Below are 24,179 nucleotides of genomic sequence, written 5' to 3'. Positions count from 1 at the left end.
TGGTCATGTCGTGGTCATGTCGTGTCGTGGTCGGGTAGAACCGTGTCGGGTCCCGCAGGCCGGGCCCTGCACCGGCCGGTGGCCTAGAGGTTCTCGCGCGGGCTTCCCTGGGCCGAGGCCCCGCCCGCCAGGGCCGTCTCCGGCGTCGCTCCGCCGTCGGCGAGGGTCCAGTGCGCGCTGTCCATCCCGCGGAGGATCTTGCGGCCCACCCGCTCGAGGTCGGCGACGTCCCTGTCGTCGAGGGCGTCGAAGACGGTGGACCGGACCTGCGCCACGTGGGACACCGCGAGGTCGGTCAGCATCTCGAACCCGGCTGCGGTGAGGGAGGCCGTGGTCACCCGCCCGTCGGACGAGGACGGCAGCCGCGTGACCCACCCGCGGCCCTCGAGCTTCTTGACCACGTGGCTGAGCCGGGAGAGGGACGCCGTGGACCGGGCGGCGAGCTCACTCATGGGCAGGCTCGTACCCTCGGCCTCCGAGAGCATCGCCAGGACGTGGTAGTCGAACAGGGTGATCCGCGCCTCGCGGAAGAGGTGGGCGTCGAGGTTCGCGGGGAGCAGCGAGGTCAGCGCGTAGAGGGCCAGCCATGCCCGCCGCTCGTCGGGTGTGAGCCAGTGCGCCGCCATGCGCTCATTCTGGCATACGGGGTCCCGCGGTCGGAGGCCCGCACCGGCGGATCCGGCATGGTTGCGGGCACGGCGGGATCCGTGCTCGCCGCGGGCCTCAGGCGCTGATCGACGCCCAGTGCGGGCGGCCCAGCACCGGGTACTTCGGCGCCAGGTCGTCGCCGGACGAGACCCCCCGCAGTCGCCGGCCCACCCAGGGCGTCAGGTACTCCCGCGCCCACTGCGCATCGGCCCGCACCTGGTCCGCCCGCTTCAGGGCGGGGCGGGCCTCGAGCTCGGGCAGGTCGATCCGGTGGGAGGCCTTCATCGCCTCGAGCACGCGCGCGGCCATGAGCGTGTGCCCGGCGACGGACATGTGCATGCGGTCCACGTCCCAGTAGCTCCAGTCCTGGAACTCGCGCAGGCGCCAGTAGTCGACGATTCCGGCGGCATGCCGGTCGGCGATCTCCCGCACCCACTCGTTGTAGACGGCCGTCCGGCCCCGGGTCCTCCCGAAGACGGCGGAACCCGCCGTGTCGAAGCCGGTGAACAGCACGACGGCGGCTCCCGCCGCGCGGAGCCGGCCCACGCCGTCGTCGTACCGGGACATCAGGAGGTCGATGTCGACGCGCGGCCTCAGGATGTCGTTGGCCCCGGCGTACACGGTCACGAGCGTCGGCTCGAGTGCCAGGGCGGCGTCGATCTGCTGGTCGAGGATCTGCCGCATCTTCTTGCCGCGGATGGCGAGGTTCGCGTAGCCCCAGGACCCGTCGGCGAGGACCAGCTGCTCCGCGACGCGGTCCGCCCATCCCCGGACGCCGTTGGGCGACGCCGGATCCCAGTCGCCCACCCCTTCGGTGAAGGAATCGCCAAGGGCCACATATCGCTGGGTGTAGGTCACGACCAAAGATTACCCCCGGCAGCCGCGCCCCCCGGGATAAGCTCGACGGAGCCATCCCTCCACCCTGCCCGAAGGACACCATGCCCACCGAAGCAACACTCGAGACGAGCAGCGAGACGCTCGCGGACACCGGATCGGATCGGCGCCGCGCCGCCCTCATCGTCAACCCGATCAAGATCACCACGGTGGACGTCGAGGCGGCCGTGAAGCGCATCTCCGCCGAGGACGGGTGGGAGGAACCACTGGTCATCGAGACGACGGCTGACGATCCGGGCCACGGCCAGGCCCGGCAGGCGCTCGAGGCCGGCGTGGACCTGGTCATCGCCGCTGGCGGCGACGGCACCGTGCGGTGCGTCGCCGAGGAACTCGCCGGCACCGACACCCTGATGGCGCTCGTGCCGCTGGGCACGGGCAACCTCCTGGCCCGCAACCTCGACATCGCGGTCGACGATCCGGACGCCGCCGTCGAGGCCGCGTTCCGCGGGACCGAACGCACCATCGACGTCGTGCACGTGACCGTGGACCGGGCGCAGGACGCCCACGTCTTCCTCGTCATGGCCGGCATCGGCTACGACGCCGCCATCATGTCCGATACCCGCGACGACCTGAAGGACAAGGTGGGCTGGCTCGCCTACGTGGACGCCGGGATCAGGAACCTCCCCGGCAAGCCCACCCGGACCACCATCTCGGTGGACGGCGGCAAGCCCTTCGACCGCCGCCTGCGCAGCGTCATGGGCGGCAACTGCGGCAAGATCATGGGCGGCCTGGAGATCTTCCCCGGCGCGAAGATCGATGACGGCCTCATGGACCTCATGACGGTCGCCCCGAAGGGGAAGCTCGGCTGGCTCGCCGTCGTCGGCAAGCTCTTCGCCCGCGGCAAGGGGAAGGACTCCTCGCTCGAGTACTTCCAGTGCCGCACCGCCGAGGTGACCCTCCACGAGCCGCTGGAGGTGCAGCTCGACGGCGACCCCCTCGGCAAGGCGACCCACATGGCGTTCGAGGTCAAGCCGAACTCCCTGCGCCTGCGGATGCCGTTGGGCTACAAGGACCCCGCCGTGGTGAGCGAGCCCCTGCCCTGACGGATCGGCTGCGGCGGCCGGGGTCGCTTCGACCGGAGCGGCCCCGGCCCTTCACTTCGGGGACACGACCTGACAGGGTCGGAGCATGGGGAGAACGAAGAGCGACGGGATCCAGCACGGTGACGGACGCCTGATCGCGGGATTCCTCGGTGCCGTGCTGCTGACGATCCCGATCATCATCCGGCTCGCGTACGGCGACGGGAACGCCTGGGACTGGATGTTCCTCGTGATCGGCGTCGGGCTGGCGGCGTACTGGGTCGTCCTGGCCCTCCGCGGCCGGCGTACACGACGGCAGGAACGGGTCGAGCTCCGGGATCAGGCCGGTTCCGAGCGGCCCTTGCGCCAGTAGCCCATGAACGCCACCTGCTTCCGGTCCACGCCGACGTCGCGCACGAGGTAGCGGCGCACGCTGCGCACCATGGCCGCCTCGCCCGCGATCCACGCGTAGAACGGCTGCGTGCCCGGCGGCCTCTCCGGGTTGACCGAGGACTGCACGATGGCCGTCTCCAGCAGCTGGGGCGTCTCCCAGAGGATGGTCCTGTCGACGTCGACGTCCTCCGGCTCGCTCCCGCCGCGCGGCGCGGGCCTGCCGGACAGGGAGACCCAGCCGGGGACACGCACCGCATCCTGGACCGCGGCCTCCAGCTGCTCACCGTGGGTCCGGCCGTCGCGGGCCAGCCAGGTGACCTGCACGGAGGACCGCGACCGGATGGGCCGGATGTCCTGCTCGTCCGGCACCTCGAGGAAGGCCTGGCCGCCGACGTCCGCGGGGAGCGCCTCGAGGATGGCGCTGATGGCGGGCACAGCGGTCTCGTCCCCGGCGAGGAGGACATGCTGCGCGAGGCCGGGGCTCCACTCGATCCCTCCGTAGGAACCCGCCGTCCGGCACTGGGCGGCGGCGGCGTTGGGGCCGATGATGCACACCCTGTCGCCGGGCTGCGCCGCTGCGGCCCACTCCGCGGCGGGCCCGCCCCGGCCGTGGGCGTCCAGATGCAGCACGAAGTCGACGTCGATCTCGGGGCGGGGACCGCCGCAGCGCGACTCCCTCACCGTGTAGGTCCGCATGGAGCCGCGGCTCGCGGCGTCCAGGCCGAGCCACCGCTGGTACCAGCCCGCGGCGTCTCCGTCGCCCATCATCGCCGCGATGTCCGGGCAGGCGCGACCCTCGGAGGGGATGACGATCTTGATCCGCAGGTCGAGGGTGTCCCCCGCCACGCCGAACCCCGTCAGGCACGCGCCGCCGAAGGTGATGCGGCGGAAGGTCGGCGTGAGGTCCTGCACGGCCGTGACGACGACGTCGAACGCCAGGACCATCGGCTCGGTGTCCGCGGCGGTCCGTCGTGCTCTGCGCTGGGTCACATCGGTCATGAGGTTGCCTCCATGGGGGTCGGAACGGTGTCCTGCACGCCGGTTCCCCCGGCGGCGGCGCGGCCGTGACGCCCGCCGTGGTGCCGGCCGATGGGGACCACCATCGGCGTCCCCGAGACGGGGTCGGCGATGACGCGGCACTCGAGGTCGAACACCCCGGAGACGGTCTCCTGGGTCACGACGTCCGACGGCGCGCCTTCGGCCACGATCCTGCCGTCCCGCATGGCGATCAGGTGGTCCGCGTAGCGTGCGGCGAGGTTGAGGTCGTGCAGCACCATGACCACCGTGGTCCCGGACCGCCGGTTGAGGTCCGTGATGAGGTCGAGGACCTCGATCTGGTGGGTGACGTCGAGGAATGTGGTGGGCTCGTCGAGCAGCAGGATGTCCGTCTGCTGGGCGAGGGCCATCGCGATCCAGACGCGCTGGCGTTGCCCGCCGCTGAGCTCGTCCACGGAGCGGTCGGCGAGCGCCAGGGTGTCGGTGGCCTCGAGCGCCTGCGCGACGGCGGCGTCGTCCTCCGGTGTCCACTGGCGGAACCACCCCTGGTGCGGGTACCTGCCGCGGCCCACGAGGTCCGCGACGCTGATGCCCTCGGGCGCGAGCGGGGTCTGCGGGAGCAGGCCGAGGACGCGGGCGACGGCCTTGGTGGGCTGCGTGGAGATGTCCGAGCCGTTGAGCAGCACGGTGCCGCCGGCGGGCTTGAGGAGGCGCGCCAGCCCGCGCAGCAGCGTCGACTTGCCGCACGCGTTGGCGCCGACGATCACCGTCACCCTGCCGGCGGGCAGTGCCACGTCGAGGCCCCCGATCACGGTGCGGTCGTCGTAGGCGAGCGTGAGCGCCTCGGCGGACAGGGTGGCCGCCGCCGTCGTGGTCCCGGATCCTGTCATCATCAGCCTCCCTGGCCTGAGCGGTTCGCCGTGGCGAGCAGCCACAGCAGGAACGGTGCACCGAGTGCGCCGGTCACGACGCCGACGGGCAGCGAGGTGCCGGGGACGAGGGTGGCGGCCACGAAGTCGGCGCCGAGCACGATCACCGCGCCCACGAGGGCCGCCATGGTGAGCGACGGTCTGTTGTCGAGCAGGCGGCGGGCGATCGGCCCCGACAGGAAGGCGACGGCGGCCACGGGTCCGGCCGCGGCGGTCGCGACGGCGGCGAGGGCGACGCCGGTGCCCATGAGCCCGAGGCGCGAGGCCTCGACGCGGAGGCCGAGGCCCGCGGCGGCGTCGTCGCCCAGTTCGAGGCCCTGCAGGCTGCGCGCGAGCACCGCGGCGGCGGGCAGCAGGACAGCGAGGCACGCGGCCAGGACCGTCGCGCGGTCCCAGGTGCTGGAGTTCAGCGAGCCGTTGAGCCAGAGCACGGCGGCCGACGCCGTGCGGAGGTCGGTGCGGGTGATGAGGAAGCTCACGAGCGCGTGCATGACCGCCGCGAAACCGATGCCGACGAGGATCAGGCGGTAGCCCGCCACGCCGCCGCGGCGGGCGACCAGGTAGATGGCGGCCGCGACCACCATCGCGCCCACGAGGGCCGCGAAGGACACCGCGGCACCGGCCGCCCCGAAGAGGACGATGGCGGTGACGGCCGACGCACTGGCGCCGTAGCTGATGCCGATGATGTCGGGGCTCGCGAGCGGGTTCCGCAGCATGGTCTGGAACACGGCGCCCGCGATCCCGAAGGCGATGCCGACGAGGAGCCCGACGACCGCCCGGGGCAGCTTGTTCTCGAGCACGATGAAGCCGGCACCGGGGATGTCGGCACCCGCGAGGATGCGGAAGAAGTCGGGGATGGTGACCGTGTAGGAGCCGAGCAGGACGTTCACGGCGAACAGCACCACCACGACGCCGGCCACCGCGGCCAGCCGCGCACCCGTGCTCCGCCGGCGGCGGGCCCGGACGGCGGCGAGACCCCCGGCGGGGCGATCCGTGCGCGGCGTCCGGTCCGGCGCGTGGTCCACGGACGCGCTCACAGCTGCGCCATCCTGCGCCGGCGGACGAGCCAGATGAAGACGGGGGCACCGAGGACCGCGGTCATGATGCCCACCTGCACCTCGCCCGGCGGCAGGACGATCCGGCCCACCACGTCCGCACCGAGGAGCAGTACGGGCCCCAGCAGGGCGGAGAAGGGTAGGATCCAGCGGTAGTCGGAGCCCACGACGAGCCGCACCAGGTGCGGGATGACGAGTCCCACGAAGGCGATCGGCCCCGCGGCGGCCACGGCCGCACCGCACAGCAGCACCACGCCGACGGCGGTGACGGCGCGGGCGAGGGGGACGTTCTGGCCGAGGCCGCGCGCCACGTCGTCGCCCAGTGCCAGCGAGTTGAGGACCCTCCCCGTGGCCAGGGTGAGCACGAGGCCCGCCGCGAGGAACGGTGCCACCGCCCCGATGACCTCCCAGTCCCGCCCGGCGAGTGTACCGACCTGCCAGAACCGGAACGCGTCGAGGGTCTCCTGGCTGGAGACGAGGACGGCGTTCGTGAGGCTCGCGAGTCCGGCCGCGAGGGCCGCACCGGCGAGGGCCAGCTTGACGGGGGTCGCGCCGTCCCGCCCGAGGCTCGCCACGGCATAGACGGTGACGGCCGCGGCGCCCGCGCCGGCGAAGGCGAACCAGAGATAGCTGGACGCGCTGCTGAGGCCGAACAGGTAGATCCCGACGACGACGGCGAGCGACGCCCCGGCGTTGATGCCGAGGATGCCGGGATCCGCGAGCGGATTGCGGGCGATCCCCTGCAGCGCGGCACCCGCGGTGGCGAGCGCAGCCCCGACGAGCATCCCGACGACGGTGCGGGGAACGCGGGAGAGGACGACGGCGTGGTCGCCGTTCGTGGGGTCGAAGGACGTCACGGCGTCGATCATGGTCGGGAGGCCGACCGGGCGGGCACCGATGGTGAGCGAGGCGAGGCAGGCCGATCCGAGGATGAGGACCGCGAGCAGCATGGCCGCGAGGTTCCGCGCACGGGTGGAGCGGTGGCGGGAGGCCGGGACGGCGGGAGCCCGACGCAGCGTGGAGGCCTGGACTGCCATGTGCCTCCCTCAGCCGGACGATCGATCTGAGGTAAGGCTAGCCTAGGCTTCTCCGCATTAGGAAACGAAGTTGTTTCCTAATGCGGAGCGGGGCTGCCGCAGCAGCCCCGCTCCGGTCAGGCCGCGGCCGGCGGGGTGCCGTTGCCGAAGGGCCGCCCGCCGAGGACCTCACGCCCGTGGGCGGTGGCCCATCCGGCGAGGTCCGGGCCCTTGGGCACGATCCCCGTGGGATTGATGTCCTCGTGGACGATGTAGTAGTGCTTCTTGATCTGGTCGAAGTCGATGGTGTCCCCGAAGCCGGGCGTCTGGAAGAGGTCGCGCGCGTAGGCCCACAGCGCGGGCATCTCGGTCAGCTTGTTCCGGTTGCACTTGAAGTGACCGTGGTAGACCGGGTCGAACCGGACCAGCGTGGTGAACAGGCGGACGTCCGCTTCGGTGATGGTGTCGCCCACGAGGAAGCGCTGCCCGGCCAGCCGCTCCTCGAGCCAGTCCAGGGCGGTGAAGAGGCGGTCGTAGGCGGCGTCGTAGGCATCCTGCGATCCGGCGAAGCCGCAGCGGTAGACCCCGTTGTTGACCTCCGTGAAGACCCGCCGGTTCACGGTGTCGATCTCCTCGCGGAGGTGCTCCGGGTAGAGGTCGGGCGCTCCCTCGCGGTGGAACTCCTTCCACTCCCCGGAGAAGTCCAGGGTGATCTGCGGGAAGTTGTTCGTCACGACCGCGCCGGTGGTGGTGTCCACGATGGCCGGAACGGTGATGCCGCGCGAGTAGTCCGGGTCCCGTGCGAAGAAGGCCTCCTGCAGCCGCTCGATGCCGAGCACAGGGTCCCGGCCGTCGGGGTCGAGGTCGAAGGTCCAGGACCGGCTGTCGTGCGTGGGGCCGGGGGTGCCCAGCGAGATGGCATCCTCCAGTCCGAGGAGCCTCCGGACGATGATGGCGCGGTTGGCCCAGGGGCAGGCGCGGGCCGCGACGAGGCGGTACCGGCCGGCCTCGACGGGGTATCCGTCGGCGGCGTCGCGCGTGATCCGCGTCTCGATGTACTGGGTGTCGCGCGTGAACTCCTCGCCGGAGGTCACGTAGGCCCCCTTGGTGCTGTGCTCGGACGGCTCGGCCTGCTGTGTGTCGGTCATGCTGCCAGTCTAGGACGGCGGACATGCGGGAGGCCCGGCCGTGGGAACGACCGGGCCTCCCGAGGGCGCAGCAGTCGGACTACCGCTGGGCGGACTCCCGCGAGTACTTCTCGCGGAGTTCGCGGCCCTCGTTGACGAGCTTGAGGTGCTTCTCGCTCTTCTTCTCGGCGGCCTTGGTGTCGCGCGGGGGGAGCTGGATGGTCTCCTCGGCTTCGATCCCGCCCTGCAGCTGGCGGCCGCGTTCCATTTCGGCGTCGAACTCGACGCCGAACAGCAGCGAGATGTTGGCGAGCCAGATCCACAGCAGCAGGACGATCACGCCGGCGATGGCCCCGTAGGTGGCTTCGTAGCTGCCGAAACGCGAGACGTAGAGGGAGAACCCGGCGGTGGTGATCGCGAGGACGAGCAGGGCGATGAACCCGCCGAGGCTCATCCAGCGGAACTTGGGCTGCTTGATGTTCGGGGAGCCGTAGTACAGGACGGCGATCATCAGGACGGCGAAGAGGACCATGACGGGCCATTTGGCGATGTTCCAGACGGTCACTGCGGTACTGCCCAGACCGATGGTGTTGCCGACGGCCTCGGCCACGGGGCCCGAGAGCACGAGCATGAGGCCCATGAGCACGATCAGGACGAGGACGACGATGGTGATGAGCAGCATCTGGGGGCGGAGCTTGAGGAAACCCCTGCCCTCCTCGACCTCGTAGACGCGGTTCATGGCGCGGGAGAATGCGTTGACGTAGCCGGATGCCGACCAGATGGCGCCGAGGAGGCCGATGACGAACGTCAGGCCGGCGGCCTGGTTGGAGGCCAGGTTCTCGATGATGGGCTTGATGGTGTTGAGTGCCTCTTCAGGCGCGAACTGCCCGATGATCCCCATGACCTGGTCGGTGGTGGCCTGCGCCTGCCCGAAGAGTCCGAGGAGGGACAGGAGGGCGATGATGCCGGGGAAGATCGCGAGGACGGCGTAGTACGTCAGCGCCGCGGCGAGGTCGGTGCACTGGTCCTTGCCGAACTCACTGACGGAGCGCTTGAACACGTACTTCCAGGCCGGCTTCTTGACGTCCTTGGGATCGTCCGGCTTGCGGGGATCGTTCGGGTCGGGCGCGTTCTGGGCCTTCTGCCCTGCCTCGCTCTTCGGGTCACCGGTGACCCTGCTGCTACTGCTCATGAAAACCTCCCGGGCTGGCCCCTGCATCGGGGCGGTGCATGCTTGGTGCTATGCGGCTACTCCAACTGCACCATAAGCTTACTTAGTAGTCCAGTTCCGACCGGCATAGGCCGGCGCCCCGCGACCCCCAGCCCAGGAGCAGCAATGCGCATCGCAGTCATCGGCGCCACCGGAAACGTCGGCACCGCGGTTCTGTCCCGACTCCACCGCGCCGCCGAGGAACGGGGGACGATCCCGCGGCAGGGCGTCGCCACGGACGATCCCCCGGAGGCCCTCTCGATCATCGCGGTGGCACGGACCATCCCCGACACGGGCCGCCTTCCCTACGCGGGCGTCGACTGGCACGCCCTCGACATCGGGACCCACGAGGGCCGGGATGCCCTGACGGCGGCGCTCTCCGGCGTGGACGCCGTCGTGCACCTCGCCTGGGCCATCCAGCCCAACCGGGACGAGGAGGCCATGCACCGGACCAACGTCACCGGTACCGCGCATGTGCTGCAGGCGGCCGCCGCGGCAGGCGTCCGCCAGGTGGTCTGCGCGTCCTCCGTCGGTGCCTATTCCCCCTCGGACAAGACCCCCCGCAGGGACGAGTCCTGGCCGGCCGACGGTATCCGTTCCTCCCATTACAGCCGGCACAAGGCCGAGCAGGAGAGGCTGCTGGACGTGTTCGAACGGGACAACCCTGGTATCGCGGTGGCGCGGCTGCGGCCCGCGCTGATCTTCCAGGGCCAGGCGGGGAGCGAGATCGGCCGGTACTTCCTGGGGCCGCTCGTGCCGAAGATCGTGCTCGGCGGCCTGCCGCTGCCGCTGCTGCCCGTCCCCGGCTCCTTCATCTTCCAGGCCGTGCATGCCGACGACGTGGCCGACGCCTACTGGCGCGTGGTGGCGAAGCGTGCCTCCGGCGCCTTCAACATCGCGGCCGAGCCGGAACTCACCCCCGAACGCGTCGCCGACCTGCTGGGCGCACGGCGTGTCATCGGCCTGCCCGTCCGGGTGCTCCGCGCGCTCGTCGGCGCGAGCTGGGCGCTCGGCGTCCAGCGCACGGATCCGGGCTGGATCGACATGGCCGCCGGGAGTCCCGTCATGGACACCACGCGTGCGCGCACCGAACTGGGCTGGGAGCCGCGCCACTCCTCGAGGGACGCCCTGGCCGAGGTCCTGGCCGGGCTCCGCCGCGGCGCCGGCCACAGCGGCTCCCCGAAGCTGTACTCCCGCTCGGGCTCCTGAGCGGGAGGGTTCAGGGCGTGCGGACCCGCGACCCCTCGGCGCCGGCGACCAGCGGGACGCCCTCCGGCAGCTGGTCCGGCACCCCGGGAAGGCTGACCGTGAATTCGGCGCCGCCCCCCTCGACGTTGCGGACCCTGATCGACCCGCCGTGGCCTTCGGCGATCCGCCGGCAGATGGCCAGTCCCAGGCCGGTGCCTGTCGCCTGATTGAGGCCGTTCTCGGATCGGTGGAATTCCTCGAACACGCGCTCCAGGTCCCCGCCCGGGATGCCGATGCCGTTGTCGCGCACCCGGATCTCGGTCCTGCCGCTCGAGGCGTCCATCGAGGTGCGGACCGCCACCTCGGCCGAGCCGTCGGTCCGCCCGTACTTCATGGCATTGCCCACCAGGTTCTCCATGAGCTGCAGGAAGAGCCGCTCGTCGGCATACACCGGGTGCGGCGCGTGGACGTCGAAGCGCACCTCGGGCAGGTGCGTCCCGGGCAGCGCGGTCCGCAGGTCGATGATGCCCTCGACGACACGGCCGACGTCGATCCTCGAGGCGGTCATCCGCTCCTCCTTCGCCAGGCTGTAGGCGAGGAGGTTGCGGATGAGGTTCCGCATGCGGAGGCTCGCCTGCTGCAGGCGTTCGATGCTCGCCTGCCGCTCGGAGGGCGGCAGGTCGGGGTCCTCGAGCATCTCGAGCCAGCCGTCGAAGACCGTCAGGGGTGTCAGGAGGTCGTGGGCGACGACGGACGCGAAGCGGCCGAGGTCCCGCTGGTGCGCCCGCTCGTCGGTGACGTTCCGCATCACCACGAGCGCCCCGCGCCGGCCGGGCAGCGGCATCGCGTCGACGGAGAGGTGCACGAGCTCGCCGGACCCATGGGCGAGATCGAGGTCCATCCGCTCCGTCACCGAGCCCTGGAGGGCCAGGGTCAGCGGATTGTCGGCCTCCTCCAGCTGCGCCCCATCGGGCCGGGTGACCTGGTAGTCGCGCCGCCACACCTCACCGGGTCGCGCCGTCCCGGACCCGAGCCACCGCTCGCTCACGGCGTTCTGGAAGATCAGGCGGCGGTCCGGTCCCGCGACGAGCACGCCGTCGTTCATCCGGCCGATCACGAGGTCGCGCAGGTCCGCCGCGGCCTTGGCCTCGTCGGTGGCGCGGTACAGGCGGTCGATCAGGCGGCGGCGCTCGTCCATGCTGAGCGCCAGGACGGCGGAGAGCGAGAAGGCGATGAACATGAAGGACTGCGCCACGTAGGCGCCCACGACCGGCGCCAGGTCCTGGAACGGACCGAGTCCGGCCAGGGTGAAGAAGACGAGGAACCCTCCGCTCACCAGTGCGTGCAGCATGGCCCACCCGGGGCGCAGCCGGAGGCCGGCCCACATGTGCGCGGGGATGGTGGTGTAGGCGATGGGCAGGGCGGACCCCGCACCGAAGGTGATGACGTAGAGCAGCACGGACACCACGACGAGGAGCGCGTACTCGGCGCGCCGGGCGACGGTGAGCGGTGGCGGGAACTCATCGCGGGCGCGGGCCGCGATGCTCGCTGCGGCGACGATGCCGAGGGATCCGATCGCGGTGAGCGACACCGCATGGCGGACCAGCCACGGGATGAAGGACGCGAACGGATCGGAGCCGCCCTCGAGCGCGACGCCGAGGACGATGAAGAGGGCGCCGATGGAACATGCGCCGAGCGCCACCAGTCCGAGGCGGAGATAGTCCCCCACGGTCCGCACGCCCACGGACGGCACCAGGCGCCGGAAGAAGTAGACGGCCACCGCGGTCTGAGCCACGCTCCCGAACGCGACCGCGCAGGCCAACGGGGCACTGAGGCCGGTGATCAGGTTCACGCCGGCCAGGAGCGGCACGGTGACGACGAGTGCGACGGCGAGGTCGCGCCGGGTACGTGAGGCCCACAGCCCCCACAGGAAATTGACCCCCGCCGCGGGCCAGACCAGCGCGAGGCTGGAGGACTCGAAGGTCGTGAAGCGTCCGAAGAGGGCGGCGACCACGAGCATCGCGGCGAAGACCGCGTGCACGGCGACGGGAGACATCCGTGTCAGCCCCCCAGCGACCGTCTGCATCCGCCCCTCGTCCATCCCATCGCGTGCCGGAATCCTGCGTCCCGCGGTCGAGACCGGACCTCGCAGGGGCGGCCGGAAAGGCGCCGCCGTTGCACAGTTTACTTGCTACTTTTCCGTCGTGCCCGTTCCCACGCCCGCGGGCGAGCCCGAGGGCGGGAGCACGGCGGTCGGCTCCGGCCGAGGGCCGGGACCGACCGCCGAAGGTGCCGACTATCCGAGGGTGGCCGTGTCGATCACGAAGCGGTAGCGGACGTCGGAGGACAGGACCCGCTCGTAGGCCTCGTTGATGGCGTCGGCGGAGATCAGTTCGATCTCGGGTGCGATGCCGTGCTCGGCGCAGAAGTCGAGCATCTCCTGCGTCTCGCGGATGCCACCGATGCCCGATCCCGCGAAGGAGCGGCGCTGGTTGAACAGCGTGAACACATGCAGGGGAAGGGCATCGGCGGGGGCGCCGACGTTGACCATGGTCCCGTTCAGGCCAAGCAGCCCGAGGTGCGCGTCCAGGTCGATCTTGGCGCTCACGGTGTTGATGATGAGGTCGAAGGTGTTCGCGAGCTGCTTGAACGTGTCCGGGTCGCTCGTGGCGTAGTAGTGCTCGGCGCCGAAGCGCTTGCCGTCCTCCTGCTTGCTGAGGCTCTGCGAGAGCACGGTGACCTCGGCGCCCATCGCCGAGGCGATCTTGACGGCCATGTGCCCGAGTCCACCCATGCCGACGACCGCGACCTTCTTGCCCGGGCCCGCGTTCCAGTGGGACAGCGGCGAGTAGGTGGTGATGCCCGCGCAGAGCAGGGGGGCCGCCGCCTCGTAGGGGATGCTCTCGGGCACGGTGAGGACGAAGTCCTCGTCGACGACGATGTGCGTCGAGTAGCCGCCCTGCGTGATCGAACCGTCACGGTCCACGGCCCCGTAGGTCCCGATGTTGCCGTTGAGGCAGTACTGCTCCTCACCCTCCAGGCAGTTCGCGCACTCACGGCAGGAATTCACCATGCAGCCGACACCCACGCGGTCGCCGACCTTGTGGCGGGTCGCCCCGCTGCCGGCTTCCTCGACGACGCCCACGATCTCGTGGCCGACGGTCAGCGGGTACTGCTGGGGTCCCCACTCGCCGCGTACCGTGTGGATGTCCGAATGGCAGATCCCGGCGTAGGCGATCTTGATGAGGACGTCCTTCGCGCCGACGTCGCGGCGCTCGATGGTCGTGGGGACGAGCGGGTCCGTGGCGGACGGTGCAGCATAGGACTTGACGGTCTTCATGAGGTTCCTTCTGAGGAATGGGGGGCACGGCTCGCAGGGTTGCGGGTCGGGAGTCCGGTGGGTGTCGTCCGGCGCGGATCAGCGAGGCGGGGTCGACGGGAGGTGAGGGCGTCATGGGCGCGCCGATGGTTTCTCACTGTTCCAACGGTACGGCCGATCGCGGGCCCGCGGGTGCCACCCGGGTACCTGCCCCGCCGGACGCGGACGTACCCTATGCTGTCCGTTCGCCGATCAGCCAGGCGACGGCCGCCGACTCCTGGGTGAAGTACCGGCTCGGCGTGGCCGACCGGTAGTTGAAGGCCGTGAGGACCCTGCCCACCTCGTCGACCCCCACCACCCCCGTCCGCAGGGAGCAGGTGTCCTCGATGAGCAGGCGCCGGGCCTCCGGGGTGAGCCCGTCGACCAGCCCGATGTTCACCAGGAGCGGGCGCCTGCCCTGCGGCGACGCCGCGGTCACGGCGGCCGTCGTCGAACGCACGTCGTCGGCGCCGATCGTGATCCCCGCCGCCCATTCGATGCGCAGGAAGTCGCCGTCGTCCGTGAGCGTGTAGCGGGCCTGCTCCCCAGCGTCCCCGATCATCTGCATCCGTTCCTGTCGGTCCCGCCTCCGATCCTAGGCGCCACGGGCCGGCGCGGCCCCCACCGCGGAGGCTGCGGATGATGCATTGTCGCCCGGGCGGCATCCGGTGGAGGATGGGACGAGCCACCCCGGACGACCTCAAGGAGCACTCCATGGACCACATGTTCGATGTCCTCGTCATCGGCGGTGGGCCCGCCGGCATGGCGGCCGCCACGCGCGCGGCCGAACTCGGGGCGCGCACCGCCGTCGTGGAACGCTCCGCGCTCGGCGGGACGTGCGTGAACTCGGGGTGCGTCCCCACCCGGGTGCTCGCCAAGACCGCACGGCTGTACCGCGAGGTCCGCACGGCCTACGACTACGGGATCGTCGTCGCCGAACCCTCCGTGGACTGGGACAAGACGGTGCAGCGGGTGCGCGCCACGGTGGCCCGGGTGCTCGATGCCAAGGGTTACGGAGCCACGATGGAACGCCTCGCCATCGGCCTCATCGAGGGCGACGCCGAACTCACGGGCGAGCACAGCGTCGTCGTGGACGGCCGGGAGATCACGGCCGGCGCGATCATCCTGTGCATCGGCGGCAGCGGCCGCCGTCTGCCCATCGAGGGCGCCGAGCTCGCCGTCCTGCCGCACGAGGTCCTGGACCTCCCGAGCCTGCCCGGCACCGTCGCCATCATCGGTGGCGGACACACGGGAGCCCAGATGACCACCATCTTCGACGCCATGGGCTCGGAGGTCCTCCTCCTCGACGTCGCACCGCGCATCCTGATGACGGAGGACGAGGACGTCGCGGAGGTCGTCACCGCCAGCTTCCGCGGCAGGGGTATCCGGGTGGAGGCAGGCATCAGCGGTGTGGACAGCATCCGCCGGGACGACGGGGGCCTCACGCTCACCTGGCAGCGCGACGAGGAACCGGAGTCCCTCACCGTGGATGCCGTCGTCATGGCGGCCGGCTGGCCCGCGAACCTCGCCGGACTGGGCCTCGACGCGGCGGGCGTCCGGACCACGCGCTCCTTCATCCCGGTGGACAACTACCTGCGGTCCAACGTGCCGCACATCTTCGTGGCGGGCGACGCGAACGGCAGCAGCATGCTGGTGCAGGCGGCCGTCTTCGAGGGCGAGACCGCGGCCGAGAACGCCGTGATGGGCGCCATGCGGACCACACCGCACCACCTCCTGCCGGAGGGCGGCTTCACCGACCCCGATTACGCGGGCGTGGGGCTGACGGAGGCCCAGGCGAGGGAACGCGACGCGGAATGCCACGCCGTCACCGTGCCCTACGCCGCCGTCGAACGGCCCATCATCGACGACCGCGAGCAGGGCTTCCTCAAACTCGTGATCGACCGGCGCCGCGAATTGATCCTCGGCGCACACGCGGTGGGTGAGAACGCCGTCGAGGTCATCACGGCCGTGGCCGCCGCCATGGCGGCGGGCACCGACCTCGCCACGCTGGCCCGGGTGAAGTTCGCCTACCCCACGTACAGCGCGATCATCGGACAGGCGGCCCGGGCCGGCCTCCACAGCTGACATCGCGGCCCTCCGGCCGCCGGACGGGCCACACGGCCGTTCCCGGCGCCGCCACGGGGTCCGGTCGCGCCGGGTCAGGAGGTGCGGGCCAGCGTGCGGTACTGCGGATTCTGCTGCAGGAAGAGCCGGGCCGCCTCGCATCCGGCGACGAGGTCCAGCCGGCGCTTGTGGGCGCTAAGGACCGCATGCCGCATCAGCACGCGGCCCAGGCCGCGCTGCTCGCAACCCGGCATCCCGACCAGCGCCCGCAGGGTCAGTTGCCCTCCGAGCATCGAGTACTCGAGATAGGCGGCGAGGCCGCCGTCCACGAACAGTTCGAACCGCGAGCCGAAGGCCGAGTCCTTGACGACCCCCCGGGAGATCGTGGTGTCCGGGTGGGCGGCGACCCGGCGGGCCCGGCGCTCGATTTCGCCGACCGCCGCCGCGTACCGTTCGCCGGCCTGATCGGGAGGGAAGGCGGCGTCGAGCAGGCGGAACATCCTGTTCGCGAGGCCGCGGAGATCGGCCGGCGACGCGGTGCCGACGTCCAACGCCGCGGCGTCCTCCATCCAGTGCGCTTCGCGCTCCCGCTTCGTGGGAGGCACGACGACGTCCGGGTCCGGGCCGTCGGCGACGGTCGGCAGGGTCGGCAGGATATGCAGTGCCGGGCCATCGGCTGCACTGGTGATATCGGAAACGGTGGATGGTTCTGTCATGGAGGTCCGATGATGGTCAGGGAACCGAGGCCTGCTGCTAGACCGTGGCAGGAGGAACGCTAGCCGGTACCACCCCCGGAATTTCCTCGACGACCTGCCGACGCCCGGTCCGGCCACCCACCCGCCCGGACGTCTCGTGCGGCCCTGCTACTGTTGCAGCCATCCATATTGCAAGGGCGCTTGGTTCTTCACGAGCGGCAGGACGGCGGGGCGATGACCGACAAGAAATTCACTGTGACCGAGGAATCCACGAGCAAGCACCCCCATGACTGGGGGCGTGCCATGGCGGTGGCCATCAGCCGCCTGACGGACCTGGCGCGTGAGGCCGGAGACACCGTGCACGACGAGGCCCTGATCGGCGAGGAGCTCCAGCTCTTCGTGGAGGACACCGAGGACGGCGTGAACATCAGCATGTCCTGGACTCCCGGGGAGCAGGCCTCGCCCCCCGCGGAGACACCGGCCCGTCCGGCGGAGGGCATTCCCGGAGGGGACGGCGGGCCCGGCCACGGCACGGCCGGCTAGCGCATCGACCCCGCAGGCGGCAGCACCGACCGGGACGGCCGGTGAGCGCAAGCGTGAGCTGCCGGACGCATCAGTAAGCAGACTGATGAACCGGTGCGTAGGGTGGGAGGGAAGCACCCGGCCGACTACGCGGAGGACAGCATGAGCGAACGAAAGAACCCCGATCCCTCGAATGCGGGCAACCCCGACCCGGAGGAGATGAACCTGACGGGACTCGAGCCCGGTGGCGGCGTCCCCCCGGGGGAGACACCTCCCGGAGAAGCCAGCACCACCTGGCAGCAGCCGACCATCGAGAACAAGACCCAGTCCAAGGGCATCACCGGGCTCTGGATCGGCGTCATCGCCGTCGTCGTGCAGGAGCGGTGGTCAGGCCTCGGCGCCGTCGCGCAGCCCGTAGTGGTCGATCAGGGCCGTCTCCTCCTCCGGGGAGAGCTCGGTGCTGCTGTTGGCGCTGGGCGCGGCGGAGATCTCCTTCTTCGTCCNTCGTCGTGCAGGAGCGGTGGTCAGGCCTCGGCGCCGTCGCGCAGCCCGTAGTGGTCGATCAGGGCCGTCTCCTCCTCCGGGGAGAGCTCGGTGCTGCTGTTGGCGCTGGGCGCGGCGGAGATCTCCTTCTTCGTCCAGGCGAGGTGGAGGTCGTCGCCCTCGAAGCGCGAGTTCGCCAGGGGCACGTAGTGCTTGCGCGAGTTGAGCAGGCCGAGTGACACCGTGACCCAGGCGGGGATGCCCGATTCCTTCTCGAGGTGCACGTCATTGACATCGCCGAGCTTCTTGCCCTTGCTGTCCCAGGCCGTCGCGGCCTGGAGTTTCGTGATTTCGGCCTGAGCCATCGGGGTTCCCTTCAGTGGACGAGATGCGGTTCGCTCCCCATTCCAGCCCAGATACAGCCCGAGGGCAATCGACGCGTCGGGTGCGGCGCCGCTCAGGCCCTGTCGGCAGCCTCTCCGAGCATGGGCAGGAAGCGGTCGAGCGCCCAGGGCAGGCTGAGCGGGTTGGCCGCCGAGACGGACAGCGTCAGCGTGTTGTCGCTGTCCGCCACCAGCGCCCCGCTCTCGACCGCGGGGATCTGCTGCAGCAGCGGATCGGCGGAGATGGCCTCCCTGGTGGCCTCGTCCGCGACCCAGGTCACGAAGACGTCGGAGTCCAGCTCGTCGGCGCGCTCGGCCGACCACGGGATGAAGAATTCCGTGGAGTCCTTCGTGTTCTCGGTGACGACGTCGGCCTGGACCATGCCGAGCTCGGTCAGGAAACGCGGGCGGTTGTCGTTGGCCGTGTAGATGCTGACGCCGTCGGCACTGGCCGGCTCGAGGTTGCCGTAGATGAAGGTCCGGCCCTCCAGCTGCGGGTACTCGGCGGCGGCGTCCGCGATGGTCCGCTCCGTGTCGGCCACGAGCTGCTCGGCGTCGTCGGACAGGCCCAGCGCCTCGCCGATGATGCGCGTGGAGTCCTGCCACGCGGTGCCGTAGGGAACCTCCGGGTAGGCGACGACCGGGGCGATCTTGCTCAGGGTGTCGTAGTCCTCCCGGGAGAGCCCGGAGTACGCGGCGAGGATGACGTCGGGGTTCGTGGCGGCGATGTCGTCGAAGGCGATGCCGTCGGTCTCGGAGTACTGCACGGGTGCGTCCCCGGTGCCGATGGCGGCGTCGAGCTCCTCGAGCCGGGCGTCCTTCCACGGGGTGGACTGGTTCTCGTTGCCGCCGTAGGTGTCGGCGGGCATCCCCACGGGGACGACGCCGAGCGCCAGGGACACGTCCGCGTTCACCCAGGACACCGTCGCCACGCGCTCGGGCTTCTCGGCCAGCGTGGTCTCGCCGAAGGCGTGCTCGAGGGTCACCGGGAATCCCGCGCCATCGGCGGATGCGGTGGCGCTGTCGGCCGCACCGGATCCGCCGTCGGCCGGACCGGTGGAGCAGGCGGAGAGGGACAGGACGGCGATCGCGGCAGCAGCGACGAGTCCGCGCAGGCGTGTGGGGGCCATGGGGTTCCTTGACTTCTGTGGCCTGGGGTGGCCGGGGACGGGACAGAAGTAAGGCTAACCTAAGCTTCCTGCAATTACGAAATACTTTCGTTGCGTAATGGTCAGCCCTCGCGGGCCTTACGTGTCTCGCGATCGTTCGCCCTCTGGAGGGCGTCCACGAGTTCGGCCTTCGACATGGTGGATCGGCCCGGCACGTCGAGCTTCCTGGCCAGGGCATAGAGGTGCTCCTTGGACGAGTTCGCGTCCACCCCGCCGGCGGTCCGCCCTCCGTCCGCACGGCTGCCGGCGGCCTGCTCGTCCGAGGGGCCCTTCTCCTCCTTCGGCTCCCAGTGGTCGCCCACCTTCTCGAAGCCGTGCTTCAGGGAGGCGAAGGCCGTGCGGTGGGCCCGCTCGCCGTCGCCGTACTGCTCCTCCGCGGCGTCGAGGGTCGCGGCGAACGTGTCCTGCGCCTTCTCGTCGGAGCGCTGGAGCGTGCTCGGGAGCGTCTCGGGGTTGACCTTGCCGTCCTTCGTGAATCGGGACATCCCTGCATCCTTCCGGGTGGGGCCGCGGCCCCCGCGGATCGTCGGGGGCCTGCCAGCACGCTATCGCAGCGGGCCGCCCCGGTCCTCCGGGAGGGGCGGAAACGACGGCCCGACGGCGTCAGCCGAGCGTGGCGAGATACCGGACCAGCTCGCGGGGCGCGGACTTCGGGGCCACCGCCTCCACGGCGGCGTTGTAGTTCGTGTTGGTGTTGACGTCGTAGGTGAGGACGCGCCCGTCCGCGGTCTCGATGAACTCGATGCCGCAGACCTCCAGGCCGGTGCGCCGTGCGAAGTCCTCGAACTGGGCGATCACGGGGTGGTCGAACCCTTCACGGAGGCTGAAGAGCTGCTGGCCGGGTTCGGGTGCGATGGTGGCTCCCGGGGGCATGATGGGCCTGCCGGTCACCGGGTCGATCGCGCAGGCGTCCGCGGGGCACAGCTGGAAACCGCCGCGCGCGGTGTCCGCCCGGATCGCGTAGAGGAACCTCCCGCCCACGATCTCCGCCCGGGTGATGAAGGGTTCGGCGGCCTGGATGTACTCCTGGACGAGGGTGATGCCGTCCTGCGGTTCCTCGAACCCGCTCGACCCGACGTACTCGGCGAGCTCCTCGTGGGAGTCGAACTTCCGCACCCCGAGGCCCTTGCCGCCCTGGTTGTGCTTGACGATGAACGGTGCCGTGAAGCCCTGTGCGGCCTCGAGGATGCGGTCGCGGCCGACGGCGGCGACCGTGCGCGGGGTGTCGATGCCGGCGGCCTTCAGGGCGGTCAGCTGGTCAACCTTGCTCATCTCGAGTTCGAGGACGCGGCGGCCGTTGACCGTGCGGCGCCCGTGCGCCTCGAGCCAGGCGAGGACGGATCGCGCGTAGTCCTTCGACAGGCCGTGATCGCGTGTGTGGGCGGAGGCGCTGATGCGCGACCAGAAGATGCCCTCCGGCGGGGCGGCATCGAGGTCCAGCACGCCGTCCGTGAGCAGCCATTCCACCACCTCGACACCCTCGGCCTCGAACGCGCGGGCGAAGGGAGGGAACCACTCGGGGTTCTCGTGCAGGGCGTAGACCGTGGTCATGGGGGTCCTTCCGTCGAGGCGGGTGGGTCTGGTGGGATAACCGGTATGCCCGGGCAACTATTCCGGGACGTCCGTCGCCGGGACCCGCGGCGGCTACTGCCCGATGAAGATGCCGTTGCCGGGCCCCATCGGCAGGTCGAGGGCGTAGAACACCGTGAGGATGGCCACCCAGGCGAGCCAGAAGGGCACCACGAAGGGGAGCATCCGCGCCATCAGGGTGCCGAGTCCGGCGTCCGGCTCGTACCTCCGCAGCATGGTCAGGAGCACGATCATGTAGGGGTTCAAGGGGGTGATGACCTGGGTGGCCGAGTCGCCCACACGGAACGCCCCCTGGATGAATGCCGGTTCGTAGCCCAGCAGTGCGAACAGCGGCACGAAGACGGAGGCCATGAGCGTCCACATCGAGGATCCGGAGATGATGAACAGGTTCAGGACGGACGCCAGCAGGATGAACGCGAGGACCGCGGGGTACCCGGTGAGGCCGATCGCTTCCAGGCCCGATGCGCCGGCGACGGCGATCCAGGAGCCGATGCCGGACCAGTTGAACAGGGCGATGAACTGACCGAGGATGAACGCGAGCACCAGGAAGCCCGCCATGTCCTTGATGGCCTCGCCCATGACCCGGGGGACGTCGCGTCCGGTGGTGATCGTGCCGACGACCCGCCCGTAGACGAGCCCCGGGATCGTGAAGAGCAGGAACACGATGAAGACGATCGAGCTCAGCAGGGGCGAGCGCGGCAGGAAGCCACCGGCCTCGTTGCGCCAGGGCGAATCCGGGACGACCACCGCGGCGAGGATCACCAGGGCGACGACACCGCCGGCGATCAGCGCCCAGCGCAGGCCGCGGGCCTCCCGCGGCTCCAGTTCGGTCTTCAGGCTCACGGGTGCGGCGTGCCCGCCGTCCTCGACGAGCTCGTCGACGGGCACGTTCTGGCGGGCGAGCCGTGGCTCCAGCACCTTGTCGATGATGAACCCGGCGAGCAGGATCAGGACCACCGAGGACACGATGTTGAAGTAGTAGTTGGACAGCGGCGTGACGGGCGAGCCGGGGTCGGGCAGGTTCTCGGTGACCGCCGTCGTGATCCCGGCGAACAGGGCGTCGAGGCTCGTGACGAGCAGGTTGGTGGAGTAGCCGGCTCCCGCGGCCGCGAAGCCGCCGAGGAGTCCGGCCACGGGGTGGCGTCCGGCGGCCTTGAAGACGAGGGCCGCGAGCGGAGGGATGATGACGAACGCGGAATCCGACATGACCGAACCCACGACGCCCACGAGGCCCACCGCGTAGGGCAGGGCCCAGCGCGGGGCGGAGCCGAAGACACGGCGGATGAGCGCGCCGAGCAGACCGGACTTCTCCGCCACACCGACCGCCAGGAGGATGGGCAGCACCGTGGCCAGCGGCGGGAAGCCGAGGTAGTTCGCGCCGATGTTCTCGGTCAGCCAGGTGAGGCCCTCCGCCGTGAAGAGGCCCTTGATGACCGTCACCTCCGCGGCGCCGGGCACCTGCACGGTCACGTTGCCGAGCGCCATGCCCGTGGTGACCACGGCCGTGATCCCGAAGAGGATCAGGAAGAGCATGAACGGATCGGGCAACTTGTTGCCGACCCTCTCCACGCCCGTGAGGAACCGGTCCGTCGGACCGGGGCGGGTCGCGACACTCGATGACATGCGTTCTCCTTGGCGGTTCGTGCGTCGGGTGGTGCGTGGGGCCGGACCCGGTGGTGCCGGGTCAGGCGAAGTAGCCGGGCACGTCGATCGCGCCGCCCTGGGCCTCGAACTCCTCGTGCACGGCCGCCTGCAGGGACGCGTCGGTGAGATAGTCCAGCGCCGTGAGCGCCAGGCCGACGGCGCCGTCGAGCGCCCCCTGCTCCGCGGCCCGGCTCGCGGCGGCGGCGGCGAAGGCCCGCGTGTGCAGGGCGGTGGAGGGCTCCGCGATCCGGATCAGCGGGTGGATCCCGGGCACGCGGAAACTCACGTTCCCGAAATCGGTCGATGCCGCGAGGGTCTCCGAGACCACGCCGAGCGGGAGCGGGGAGCGTCCCCGCCGCTGCTGCGCCGCCACCCACCGGCCGGTGAGCGCACTGTTGGTGCGGATCGGGAGCGACGGCGGGTGCTCGTCCCACTGCAGCTCCACGGCCGTGCCCGTCATCAGGGCGGCGCCACGGGCCACGTCCTCGAGCCGGGCGCTGAGGTCCCGCAGGGTCGCGGGCTGCTGCGAGCGCGCGTAGAGCTTCATCACGGCACGGCCGGGGATGATGTTCGGGCTGTCGCCGCCGGCCGTGATGTTCGCGTGCACGCGGTCCGACGGCGGCAGCTGCTGCCGCAGCAGCCCGATGCCCTGGTAGGCGAGGCTCGCCGCGTCGAGCGCGTTCCGGCCCATGAAGGGCTGTGCGGATGCATGCGCCTCGATGCCGGTGAACGTGAGGGTCAGCAGGCGGCGGCCGAGCCAGACCTGGTCCGCCAGATCGTAGCCGTAGGGGTGCACCATGATGGCGGCGTCGACGTCGTCGAACGCCCCGTGGCGCGCCATGACCTCCTTGCCGGAGTGTCCTTCCTCGGCGGGTGTACCGAGGAACACGACGCGGCCCGGCAACCGGTCCGCGTGCGCGGCCAGGGCCAGGAAGGCACCGAGGCCCGCCGCGGCGATCACGTTGTGGCCGCAGGCGTGGCCGATCCCGGGGAGGGCGTCGTACTCGGCGAGGATCGCGATCGTGGGTCCCCGGTCCGCGCCGCCCGCCTCCGCGCGCACGGACGTCTCGACGCCGTACTCCCCCAGTCGCGCCTCGATGCCGTGGCGGGTGATCTCCTGATGCAGGAGCATCGCGCTCCGGTGCTCCTTGAACGCGGTCTCCGGGTGCTTGTGCAGGTGCTGGACGACGTGCCGCAGGCGCTCGCCGACGGCGTCCACGCCCTGCTCGACCGCGTCGGCGAGGTCGGCGGGCGCGCCCTCGAAGGGGGACACGTCCGGGACCGCGTCGGCGAGGAGCCGTCGCGTCCGCTCGTCGATCGACGCCAGGTAGGCAGGGTCAGGTCGGGTGGCTTCGTCCATTCGAGTAGCTTAGGCAACTATTCGTGGCCTGCGCAGTTCTCCGCGGACATGCCGGGTAACACTCACGGGGGTGGACCTCCGGGAGGAATCGATGGACCCGTCCGGATGGCCGGTGGGCGGGGGCGCCCCGTCCTGCCTCCACGCGACGCCGGATACCAGGACGGGCCCGTCAGGAACTGACGGGCCCGTCCAGGTACGGATCAGCGGGTGGTCACGGTCTCCCGTGCCTGCTGCCAGGTGGTCCAGGCGTTGTAGCTGCCGTCGAGTTCGGCGATGTCGTAGCCGGCGCGGCGGAGGGCGCTGGCGGCGACGGAGTTCCTGAGTCCGCTCTGGCAGTAGGTGATGATGGTGCCGGTGGTGGGGAGTTCCTCGAGGTGCCACATGAGGCGTCCGCCGTTGAGCTGGTGGGCTCCGGGGATGTGTCCGGTGGTGTGTT

General features: G+C 70.9%; 25 protein-coding genes. 6 read left to right on the top strand and 19 right to left on the bottom strand.

Features of this window, described 5'->3' with window-relative positions; translation table 11 throughout:
• Nucleotides 1-83 precede the first annotated feature (83 nt).
• On the bottom strand, nucleotides 84-626 hold the full coding sequence (locus tag RY94_RS02690) for a MarR family winged helix-turn-helix transcriptional regulator (protein WP_082046007.1): 543 nt from the start codon (nucleotides 624-626) through the stop codon (nucleotides 84-86).
• A 97-nt stretch (nucleotides 627-723) separates the two neighbouring features.
• Entirely contained in the window at nucleotides 724-1,506 is a 783-nt protein-coding gene (locus RY94_RS02685) for an SGNH/GDSL hydrolase family protein (protein WP_043441569.1), read from the bottom strand.
• 80 nt (nucleotides 1,507-1,586) lie between these two features.
• Between RY94_RS02685 and RY94_RS02680 the strand changes: the two genes are divergently transcribed.
• Nucleotides 1,587-2,585, top strand: coding sequence for a diacylglycerol/lipid kinase family protein (locus RY94_RS02680; RefSeq protein WP_052273866.1), 999 nt, complete (start codon nucleotides 1,587-1,589; stop codon nucleotides 2,583-2,585).
• An 85-nt stretch (nucleotides 2,586-2,670) separates the two neighbouring features.
• Complete coding sequence (locus tag RY94_RS02675; protein ID WP_043441567.1) at nucleotides 2,671-2,934, top strand: hypothetical protein; 264 nt, start codon at nucleotides 2,671-2,673, stop codon at nucleotides 2,932-2,934.
• On the opposite strand, the gene RY94_RS02670 is transcribed toward RY94_RS02675, so the two are convergent.
• The 6 genes from RY94_RS02670 to RY94_RS02645 all read right to left on the bottom strand — a co-directional run bounded on the left by RY94_RS02670 (nucleotide 2,901) and on the right by RY94_RS02645 (nucleotide 9,269).
• On the bottom strand, nucleotides 2,901-3,953 hold the full coding sequence (locus RY94_RS02670) for a siderophore-interacting protein (protein WP_043441565.1): 1,053 nt from the start codon (nucleotides 3,951-3,953) through the stop codon (nucleotides 2,901-2,903). The two genes, RY94_RS02675 and RY94_RS02670, sit on opposite strands and share 34 nt — an antisense overlap.
• Nucleotides 3,950-4,843 (bottom strand): ABC transporter ATP-binding protein, encoded by an 894-nt coding sequence (locus tag RY94_RS02665; protein WP_269429722.1) that lies wholly within the window; start codon nucleotides 4,841-4,843, stop codon nucleotides 3,950-3,952. The genes RY94_RS02670 and RY94_RS02665 overlap by 4 nt, the downstream gene beginning before the upstream one ends.
• Nucleotides 4,843-5,808, bottom strand: a complete 966-nt coding sequence (locus RY94_RS02660; protein WP_043443352.1) for a FecCD family ABC transporter permease — start codon at nucleotides 5,806-5,808, stop codon at nucleotides 4,843-4,845. The genes RY94_RS02665 and RY94_RS02660 overlap by 1 nt, the downstream gene beginning before the upstream one ends.
• A gap of 104 nt (nucleotides 5,809-5,912) precedes the next feature.
• Nucleotides 5,913-6,971 (bottom strand): FecCD family ABC transporter permease, encoded by a 1,059-nt coding sequence (locus tag RY94_RS02655; protein WP_043441563.1) that lies wholly within the window; start codon nucleotides 6,969-6,971, stop codon nucleotides 5,913-5,915.
• 116 nt (nucleotides 6,972-7,087) lie between these two features.
• On the bottom strand, nucleotides 7,088-8,098 hold the full coding sequence (locus tag RY94_RS02650) for a glutathione S-transferase family protein (protein ID WP_043441561.1): 1,011 nt from the start codon (nucleotides 8,096-8,098) through the stop codon (nucleotides 7,088-7,090).
• 79 nt (nucleotides 8,099-8,177) lie between these two features.
• Nucleotides 8,178-9,269, bottom strand: a complete 1,092-nt coding sequence (locus tag RY94_RS02645; protein ID WP_043441559.1) for a YihY/virulence factor BrkB family protein — start codon at nucleotides 9,267-9,269, stop codon at nucleotides 8,178-8,180.
• Between the two features lie 144 nt (nucleotides 9,270-9,413).
• Here RY94_RS02645 and RY94_RS02640 point away from each other — a divergent pair, with 144 nt between their 5' ends.
• Nucleotides 9,414-10,496, top strand: a complete 1,083-nt coding sequence (locus RY94_RS02640; protein WP_043441557.1) for an NAD-dependent epimerase/dehydratase family protein — start codon at nucleotides 9,414-9,416, stop codon at nucleotides 10,494-10,496.
• Nucleotides 10,497-10,506: 10 nt separating this feature from the next.
• Here RY94_RS02640 and RY94_RS02635 read toward each other — a convergent pair whose 3' ends face one another.
• From RY94_RS02635 to RY94_RS02625, 3 genes are all read right to left on the bottom strand, one after another.
• Nucleotides 10,507-12,531, bottom strand: coding sequence for a sensor histidine kinase (locus RY94_RS02635; RefSeq protein ID WP_156134996.1), 2,025 nt, complete (start codon nucleotides 12,529-12,531; stop codon nucleotides 10,507-10,509).
• Nucleotides 12,532-12,771: 240 nt separating this feature from the next.
• Nucleotides 12,772-13,815 carry an NAD(P)-dependent alcohol dehydrogenase gene (locus tag RY94_RS02630; RefSeq protein WP_043441554.1) on the bottom strand — a complete coding sequence of 348 codons (1,044 nt, stop codon included), beginning with the start codon at nucleotides 13,813-13,815 and terminating at the stop codon, nucleotides 12,772-12,774.
• Between the two features lie 211 nt (nucleotides 13,816-14,026).
• Nucleotides 14,027-14,395, bottom strand: a complete 369-nt coding sequence (locus tag RY94_RS02625; protein ID WP_156134995.1) for a hypothetical protein — start codon at nucleotides 14,393-14,395, stop codon at nucleotides 14,027-14,029.
• Between the two features lie 152 nt (nucleotides 14,396-14,547).
• Between RY94_RS02625 and RY94_RS02620 the strand changes: the two genes are divergently transcribed.
• Entirely contained in the window at nucleotides 14,548-15,918 is a 1,371-nt protein-coding gene (locus RY94_RS02620) for a dihydrolipoyl dehydrogenase family protein (protein ID WP_043443350.1), read from the top strand.
• 74 nt (nucleotides 15,919-15,992) lie between these two features.
• Here the strand turns inward: RY94_RS02620 and RY94_RS02615 are convergent, their stop codons facing one another.
• The gene (locus tag RY94_RS02615) at nucleotides 15,993-16,613 is read right to left on the bottom strand and encodes a GNAT family N-acetyltransferase (RefSeq protein WP_043441551.1); all 621 of its coding nucleotides are present in this window, start codon (nucleotides 16,611-16,613) and stop codon (nucleotides 15,993-15,995) included.
• 213 nt (nucleotides 16,614-16,826) lie between these two features.
• Here RY94_RS02615 and RY94_RS02610 point away from each other — a divergent pair, with 213 nt between their 5' ends.
• On the top strand, nucleotides 16,827-17,135 hold the full coding sequence (locus tag RY94_RS02610) for a hypothetical protein (RefSeq protein ID WP_043441549.1): 309 nt from the start codon (nucleotides 16,827-16,829) through the stop codon (nucleotides 17,133-17,135).
• A gap of 141 nt (nucleotides 17,136-17,276) precedes the next feature.
• On the top strand, nucleotides 17,277-17,669 hold the full coding sequence (locus RY94_RS18650; protein WP_156134994.1) for a DUF6480 family protein: 393 nt from the start codon (nucleotides 17,277-17,279) through the stop codon (nucleotides 17,667-17,669).
• On the opposite strand, the gene RY94_RS02600 is transcribed toward RY94_RS18650, so the two are convergent.
• The 7 genes from RY94_RS02600 to RY94_RS02570 form a co-directional block, all read right to left on the bottom strand.
• Nucleotides 17,639-17,962 carry a PRC-barrel domain-containing protein gene (locus RY94_RS02600; RefSeq protein WP_043441546.1) on the bottom strand — a complete coding sequence of 108 codons (324 nt, stop codon included), beginning with the start codon at nucleotides 17,960-17,962 and terminating at the stop codon, nucleotides 17,639-17,641. The two genes, RY94_RS18650 and RY94_RS02600, sit on opposite strands and share 31 nt — an antisense overlap.
• Nucleotides 17,963-18,054: 92 nt before the next feature.
• Nucleotides 18,055-19,110, bottom strand: coding sequence for an iron-siderophore ABC transporter substrate-binding protein (locus RY94_RS02595; RefSeq protein WP_043441544.1), 1,056 nt, complete (start codon nucleotides 19,108-19,110; stop codon nucleotides 18,055-18,057).
• Nucleotides 19,111-19,211: 101 nt separating this feature from the next.
• Complete coding sequence (locus tag RY94_RS02590) at nucleotides 19,212-19,634, bottom strand: ChaB family protein (protein WP_043441541.1); 423 nt, start codon at nucleotides 19,632-19,634, stop codon at nucleotides 19,212-19,214.
• A gap of 118 nt (nucleotides 19,635-19,752) precedes the next feature.
• A complete protein-coding gene (locus RY94_RS02585) occupies nucleotides 19,753-20,700 on the bottom strand; it encodes an ATP-grasp domain-containing protein (protein WP_043441539.1) in 948 nt (315 codons plus the stop codon).
• 93 nt (nucleotides 20,701-20,793) lie between these two features.
• A complete protein-coding gene (locus tag RY94_RS02580) occupies nucleotides 20,794-22,362 on the bottom strand; it encodes an AbgT family transporter (protein ID WP_043441537.1) in 1,569 nt (522 codons plus the stop codon).
• Nucleotides 22,363-22,423: 61 nt separating this feature from the next.
• A complete protein-coding gene (locus tag RY94_RS02575; protein ID WP_043441534.1) occupies nucleotides 22,424-23,743 on the bottom strand; it encodes a M20 family metallopeptidase in 1,320 nt (439 codons plus the stop codon).
• Between the two features lie 200 nt (nucleotides 23,744-23,943).
• Nucleotides 23,944-24,179 (bottom strand): rhodanese-like domain-containing protein (locus RY94_RS02570; RefSeq protein ID WP_043441532.1); only part of this gene is annotated, 236 nt, incomplete at its 5' end.

Source organism: Arthrobacter sp. L77 (assembly GCF_000816565.1).
Classification (GTDB): domain Bacteria; phylum Actinomycetota; class Actinomycetes; order Actinomycetales; family Micrococcaceae; genus Arthrobacter_D; species Arthrobacter_D antioxidans.
The sequence above is the reverse complement of the archived record's forward strand: the minus strand, read 5'-3'. Positions and strand labels throughout refer to the sequence as shown.